Here is a 7,277-nt window from a genome sequence, read left to right as displayed (position 1 = left end):
CCGAGTCCTGAATCCGCTCCGCCAGCCGGGCTTTCTCAATGGCTGCCATCAACGGCGCGATGACCGTCGGGAACTGCTGCACGAGCTGATCCCGCTCGGCCGTCTGATGGCGGGTGTAGGTGATGAGCGGTTCGTGCGCCTGGTCATCGGGCGAGACGTGGAGGCGGCGCAGACGCTCGAGAATGTCCACCTGCACGGAGAGGTCCTGAATCTGGCCGAACCAGTCCTGCAGGTGGTGAAGCTCCCGGTGGATGGGCGGGAACCAGTCTCCCGTATCGGCCTCGGGGAGCAGCTCCAGGGTGTAGCGCAGGTTGCGCAGCAGCTTGCGCAGCTCGTGTAGCTGCTCGTGGCCGAGGCTGTTCTCCGGTTCGTTGGCGACGAACTGGAGGCGGATGAGAAGCTGGCGGGCGCGGCGGGCGGCGGCGCGCTGCAGATCGCGGGGCGGCAGGCTGAGGCTGAGCGCAATGGCTTCGTCCAGCTTTTCCGTCAGCCGCTCCATGCGGCCGGAGCCGACGCCGGAGCGGACCAGCGCCAGCGCCTCGGCGCGTTCCTGCGCCAGCGCGGGGGAGACGACCTCCCAGATGTCGCGCGGGCAGTTGGCGGCCATGTGCTCCGCCGCCACGTCCAGATCCCGCACGGCACCGAGCAGGCGGCCCAGCCAGCGCAGCGCATCGACCAGCGGGCGGGTGACGGTGATGCCGAGGTGCGGGCTGCCGGCGCGAATGGCGGCGCGGGCGCGGCGGATGCTGAGGCGTTCCTGATGGGCGTAGTCGTCAGGCGTGCCCGCCAGCAGGCCTTGCCTGCCGCTGGCAAGCGTGTCCTTCACGCGCTGGAGGGCGCTGGTGAGGTCGGCCTGTGCGATGACGGGGGTTGCGATCATTCTCTCCTGCCTGAAAAGGTATGCCCACGCCTGCCGGGCAGACGCAGAAAACGGGTGTCGGGGACGTCTCGTTCCGCTGCCGGACACGCTTTTTAGCAGTCTGGCCGGATTCGTTCGATATCCCCAAGCATGGCAGTTAAAATATATAGTTCAATAATCGCGGGACCACTTGAGGCTGACATCGGTGCTGCCGAGCGTTGCCACCTGCGACAGCAGGCTGAGCGTACGGGTGAGATCGATCTCCACCAGCGTTGCGGTGTAGCCGCGCCCGTCCGTCGCCACTTCCAGATACACCTTGTCGGTGATGTACTTGCCGCCGGAGAAGGTGGTGCCGATGCCCTTGCGGCGATCCCCCGGCATGACGCGCAGACGATCGATGCCCACCGCCTTGCCGACGCGGCCGATGATGTTGAGATCAGGATTGCCGCCCTGAAGCGCCGCTAGCGCCGTGCCGAGCTGCACCGCCTCGGTGGCGGAGAGGTTGGGAACGGATGCGCCGAACAGCAGGCGGGAGAGCACCTCCTCCTGCGGCAGGCGGGGCGTTGAGGTGAAGACGACCTCCGGCCGGCGGGCGGTGCCCTTGATCTCGATGTTGACGGTGATGCCGTCCAGCGTGTGGCTGGCGACGATGTCCAGAATGGGATCGGGCGGGGTCTCGCCGCGCAGGATGATCTGACCGCGGTCCAGATCAAAGTCCCGCCCCGAGAATTCGTAGGTGCCGCGTACGAGGTCGAGCCGCCCGGTGAGCGAGGGCGCAAGGCTGGTGCCGCGCACGGCAAGCTGGCCGCTCCATTCGGAGTGAAGGCCGATGCCCTCCAGCATCACTTCATCGGGCGCGGTCAGTTCCAGATCGAGGCGGAAGGGCTTGATGACCGGCGGGCGGGTGGCGACCGGCTGGTGGACCGCGCGCACGCCCACTTCCTCGTAGGCGATGCGGGGCACGGGGTTGGCCGCCGTGGTGCCGCCCATCTTGAGGCGGGCCTGGGTGATGCGCAGCTTGCCCGCGATCAGCCCGCCTTCGGGGCCGTGGGTGAGGCGGGCGTTGCCGGTGGCCCATGCCTGAATGTCGTCCCGCCGCATGATGGAAGCGCGGTCGAGCGCGACTTGAACGTCAGCGGGAAAGCCGCGTTCGGCGGAGAGCTCGAGCCAGCCGGTGGCGGTGACGCGCCCGGTCTTCCCCGCCTGCCCGCCAAGGCGCTGGATGTCGAGACGGGCGCCCCGGAAGGCGGCTTCCATCTCGATGTTGGTGACGCGCAGGCCGGTGCCGAGGTTTTCATAGGAAGCGCCGGAGGAGCGGATGTTCCCGGCGATGTCAGGGTTGCCGACGGTGCCGCCGAGGCGGGCCTGAATGGTGGCGGGGCCGGTGACTTCGTGCGCCTCGATGCCGGTCAGCGCCCAGAGCGCATCGGCCCGGCCGTTCCACGACACGGTGCCGGTGAGCGGCACGGAGCGCCAGTTGGAGGGCAGCATGGCGCCGTTGCCGTATTGCAGCGGTGAGAGCGACAGGGCGACGGTGCCGGAGGGACGGCCGCTTTCGCTGGCGGTGAGGGTGGCCTCGGCGGTGTTGTCCCGCACTGCCGCCTTGACGCGGAGCGTCACCGGCGTCGAGCGCCCGATGAGACCGGCGCGGTGCAGGTCCTGCACGGTGAGGTCTGCCGTCGCGGTGGGGCGCTGGCCCGCGGCCCACGCATAGGCGGCGGTGCCGCTCAAGCGCCCGTCGATGCCGGTGCCGGGGCGCACCAGCTCGAGCGCGGTGGCGCTGATCTGCTTTGCCGTGGCGTTGACCGAGCGCTCGCGCGGGGACCAGCGGCCATCCAGCTGCAATGTGCCGTTGCCGAGCGCCAGTTCGGTGGGGCGCAGGATCCAGCCGCCGCCGGGCGCGACGGCGAACTCGGCGGTGCGGGTGAGGCGTACGGCCTCTCCGGCCATGTGGCCCGAACCGGTGATGCGCACCATTGCGGGGGAGAGGTCGGCGGTGCCATCAAAGTCAAAGGGTGCGCCGCGCCGTCCCTTCATGCTGAGGCGCAGGCGCGAGCCGTCTCCCTGCTGGAGGCTGGAGAGGGTGAAGTGCTCCAGCCGGAGCGTGGTGGTGGCGGCCTGCTCGATGCGGAAGATGCCGGTGAAGCCGGGATCGCTGTAGGACAGGCGCAGGCGGCCCTTGGCCGAGAGCCGGTCGATAGACAGGCGGCTGCCGGGCACGCCGAGGCGCACGGTCTGGCCGGCAAGGTCTATGTTCGCAAGGCTCGGGCCGGGCGTGCCGGGGAGTACGATGCGGCCGGTGAGGCCCCCGCCGGAGACGGCAAGGTCACCTTGCCACGAGCGGCCCTCGGCCAGATGGAGCGCGCCATCCAGCAGGACGTTGCCCGCCCGAAGGCTGAGATTGCGAAAGGCCGGGCCGCCGCGCACGGTAAGCAGGGTGGAGCCCTCGATGGAGCCGAGGATGGACCCGCCGGTGAGCCCAAGGCGGAACTGCTCCAGCCGGTCTGACTGGCCGGTGAGGCGCAGCTCGGTCAGCCGCTCGGGGCCGATGACGGCCTCGGCCAGCCGGGTGTCCAGCTCCAGCCGGTAATCGGGCAAGGTGCCGGAGGCGGTGAGCACCACCTGCGCGGGGCCCTGCGGCGTGGTGACGAGGCTGCCGGCGGGCGCGGTGAGCGGCCCGGTGACGCGGCCCGAGACGATGCCACCGGGGGCAATGGCGAAGGTGCCGGAGAGGTTGAGGGCGCTGGCGGTGAGGCGCAGGTCCGGCAGGCGGAACACGCCGTCTTCGCCCCGCGTGACGGTGCTGGCAAGGCGGCCTTCGCTGCCGATCAGGCCGGAGACGAGGGGGCTCAGCGGTTGCAGCGGGCGGGACTGGGCGGTGCCGCTGATGGTGGTGCGGCTGGCGAAGGTGCGCCCGGCGAAGACCAGTTTGGCATCCAGTGTGCCGCGCACGATCTTGGGGAATTCGATGCGCTCCAGCGCGCCGTCCATGCCGAGGCGGTAATCCTGCGAGCGGAAGTTGACGTGGCCGTTGACCTTGCCGCCGATGTTGGAGCCGCGAAGCTGACCGTCCTCCAGCGCCAGCAGGAGCTGGCGCGGCCGGAAGGTGAAGCGGCCGTTGACGGTGGCGCCGGACAGGCGGGGCTCCAGAATGGGTCCGAGGCCATCGGCCCGGCCGAGGCGGGCCTCCAGCGCCATGTTCTCCATGGAGCCGGTCTCGGAGACGGCTCTGGCGGTGATGTTGCCGAGGGTGACGCGGCCGAAGTGGAGGGCCTCCGCCTTGCCGTCGAGAACGAGGCGCGGATTGCGGATGCGGCCCTCTGCCGTGAGGGTGAAGACGAAGGGCGTGGCGCGCAGGTTCGGGACCAAGGCGGACGGGTCGGTGAGGCGCAGGCTGGCGCCGGCGTTCGAGAGCGCGCCGCTGCGGATGTCGACGAGGCCCTGTGCCGTCAGCACGAGCGGGCGGGATTTCAGCTCGAGGCGGTTGTCGAGCGCGCCGTCCCGGACGGTGGCCTCAAGGCTGAAGGTGGCGGGGCTGTCCGCCGAGGTTCCCGCCAGCAGGCGTTGCAGTACGGGCGGCAGGCCGGGCGCGTCATGCACCGGGCCGTTCAGGCGGAAGCGGCCGTCATCGGCGGCAAGCTGGAGATCGAGGAGCGGCGCGTTGTCGTAGGTCGCCTCCAGCGCGCCGCGCCAGCGGGTCCACGTGCCGTCTCCCTTGGTGGCGAGGGTGAAGCCGTGATCGGTGCCGAGATAGCCGCCGAGCGCCCCGCCCGAGGGGGCGTTGACGTGCAGGTTGAGGTCGAGATCATTGCGATCGGGCGCGATGGTGGCGGCAAGGGCGAGCTTGTCCTCGCTGTTGGTGCCGCCCACGTCGAGCGACAGGGTGGCGGTGCGCTGGGTCAGATGGAGGCGGCCCCGTGCCTCCAGCACGAAGCGCTCTCCGGCGGCGGCCTCCTCCAGCACCAGCTGATCGATCCGCAGGCGGCGGATGTTGATCTCGAACTCCGGCAGGAGGGGGCGGTCCCTGTCGATGGGGCGGAATTCGGGCCGCCGCTCGATGACCAGAGTTTCGGCGCGCAGCGAACCGATGTTGACGCGCTGGCGCAGCAGGTCCCACGGCCACCAGACCAGCGCCACGGCGGGCGCGTGCGCAAACTGGCCCCGGGTGTCGTGCAGGCTGACGTCGACTGCGGTCATCTCCCCGAAGAGGGAGCCGCGAAAGCCACCGACGCGCAGGGCAAAGCCCGCCTCGGTTTCAAGCGATGCCAGCTGGCGGGCGGCCCACTGGCGGCCCGAGACGGTGTCCAGCCAGTTGACCGCCAGAGTGCCGATGAGGCCGAGGCAGAGCAGGAGGGCAAGGGACCAGAGGACGAGACGCTTCAGGCGGCCCGGCCAGCGCGAGGCGGGGCGCTGCCTTGCTGCCGGGGCGGCGGGTGCGGCCTCGGTCAGCGTGTCGGCCTCCTCAAGGTCTGGCGGGCTCGGGTTCTCCATCAGAAGCTCTGGCCTATGCTGACGTAGAGAAGGAACCGGCTTTCGCCCGGCTGACGGTCGAGCGGGGTGGCGAAGTCGACCCGGATGGGGGCGAAGTTGGTATAGTAGCGAAAGCCGAGCCCCGCGCCCCAGCGATAGTCATCGAAGGTGGGGGAGGCTTCGGTGTGGACCGTGCCGCCGTCAAGGAAGCTGACGACGCCGAAGGACGGGCTGAAGCGCCAGCGCAGCTCAAGGCTGGATTCGATGAGCGAGCGGCCGCCGAGCGGCTGTCCGGCGGCGTCCTTGGGGCCGACTTCCTGATAACCGAAGCCGCGCAGCGAGCCGCCGCCGCCGGCGAAGAAGCGGCGGGTGGCGGCGATGCGGTCCCGGTCCGCACCCCAGATGGAGCCGACGTGGCCGCGCGCGGCGATGACGAAATCCGCGTCCGAGTTCAGGGGCAGGTAGTAGCTGGCGCTGGCGTCGGCACGGATGTAGCTGAACACGCCCGCCTGCTCGGAGAGCTCGGGCGAGACGTAACCGGCGACGCGCAGGCCCCGGGTGGGATCGAACAGGTTGTCGGTGCCGTCGAACTGGACCGAGACGGGAAGCGAGAGCAGCACGAAGGTGCGCTCGCCCAGCGCATCCTCGATGCGGGCAAGCTCGGCTTCCAGATGGGCGGAATAGACCCAGCGCTTCTGCCAGGTGAGGCCGGTTTCCCGCTGGAGGCCGATGCCGGCCTCGATGCGGCGGGAATCGTAGGCGTCAGGGTTTTCATGGGCGGCGGCAACGTGGCCGACGAGCGAGAGATCGCGCCGGAGGAAGTTGAAGCGCTGGATGTCCGCGCGGGCCAGCTGCTCCTGCGTGCCGAGGCGGCCGAGCAGGGTGAGGCGTTCCTCGCGCCCGAAGAGGTTGCGGTGCTGCCACGAGACTTCGCCGCGCACGCCCGATTCGGTGCCGTAGCCGAGGCCGAAGCCGATGGTGCGGTTGCGGGCGGGCTCCAGCGTCACGCGGATGGGGGCGGTGACTTCCTGCGTGCCGGTCAGGGTGCCGGCGGGAAGGATGGGCTCCACGTCAGCCTGCGAGAACAGCCCGGTGGCCAGCACCGCCTCGCGGAAGTCGTCGAGCTTGCGCTGGTCATAGAGCTCGCCGGTCTTGAAGCGGGCAAGGCTGCGCACATGCTCGGGCACCAGGACGGGCGTGCCGGTGACCTCGATGGGGCCGAACCGCGCCTTCGGGCCGGGCGAGACGGGCAGGCGGTAGCTGAGGCTGCGGGTGTCGTGATCGACGATCACCCGGCGCTCGCCGATCTGGAGGAAAGGATAGCCGCGCTGGGGCAGTTCCTCCGCCAGCCGGGCTTCGGCGGCGAGCAGGGCGCTGATGGCGGCGGGGTCGCCGGGGCGCAGGGCGGCGATCTCTTCCAGAGTGGGCAGGAAGGCGGCGGGGGCATCGAACGCGATGGCGCCGAACTGGTAGCGCGGGCCGGGCTCGGCCGAGAGGGTGACGACGAGGGTGCCCCGGCTGCCTGTGTCGGCGCTGTCACCGGTGCGGGCGGTGGCGGCAGTGACCTGGCCGGAGAAATAGCCCTCCGATTCCAACAGCTGGTTCGCCATGGCGGTGTCTTCGGCGATGCGGCGGCGGATCTGGGCGAGGCTGTCTGCGGGCGTGTTGCGGTTGGCCCAGAGGGTGGAGAGTTCCTTCAGCCGCTCCTCGAGGCCAAGGGGCGCGAAGCCCTTGAAAGCCACGGAATAGCGGGGAGATTCGTCAGCCTCCGAGTCTGTGTTCGGGGCCGTATTCGGGGCAGGCCGGGACGCTGCGGGCTCGGAAGAAGCGGGGGGCTGGGCTGCGGTTGCGGCGAAGGCTGCCGTCAGCGTGACGCCGACAGCAAGACTGGCGCACGCCATCCTGCAAGCAAATACCCCCCAAGTCATTCCACTGGTCTAGCCGATCT

The 7,277-nt window shown here is 70.2% G+C and carries 3 protein-coding genes; all 3 read right to left on the bottom strand.

The features are described 5' to 3' along the window. Window positions 1-880 (bottom strand): CHAD domain-containing protein (locus VIG90_RS18835; RefSeq protein ID WP_331595058.1); only part of this gene is annotated, 880 nt, incomplete at its 3' end. Window positions 881-1,030: 150 nt separating this feature from the next. Then, complete coding sequence (locus VIG90_RS18830; RefSeq protein WP_331595057.1) at window positions 1,031-5,350, bottom strand: translocation/assembly module TamB domain-containing protein; 4,320 nt, start codon at window positions 5,348-5,350, stop codon at window positions 1,031-1,033. Continuing rightward, window positions 5,350-7,230, bottom strand: coding sequence for an autotransporter assembly complex protein TamA (locus tag VIG90_RS18825; RefSeq protein WP_331595056.1), 1,881 nt, complete (start codon window positions 7,228-7,230; stop codon window positions 5,350-5,352). The genes VIG90_RS18830 and VIG90_RS18825 overlap by 1 nt, the downstream gene beginning before the upstream one ends. Window positions 7,231-7,277: the final 47 nt, after the last annotated feature.

Origin of the sequence: Pedomonas sp. (assembly GCF_036515995.1) — a bacterium.
Classification (GTDB): domain Bacteria; phylum Pseudomonadota; class Alphaproteobacteria; order Sphingomonadales; family Sphingomonadaceae; genus Pedomonas.
The sequence above is the reverse complement of the archived record's forward strand: the minus strand, read 5'-3'. Positions and strand labels throughout refer to the sequence as shown.

Coding starts and splice junctions, on each gene's coding strand:
- VIG90_RS18830 (WP_331595057.1), bottom strand. CDS start 5,350: ATGGAGAACCCGAGCCCGCCAGACCTTGAGGAGGCCGACACGCTGACC.
- VIG90_RS18825 (WP_331595056.1), bottom strand. CDS start 7,230: ATGGCGTGCGCCAGTCTTGCTGTCGGCGTCACGCTGACGGCAGCCTTC.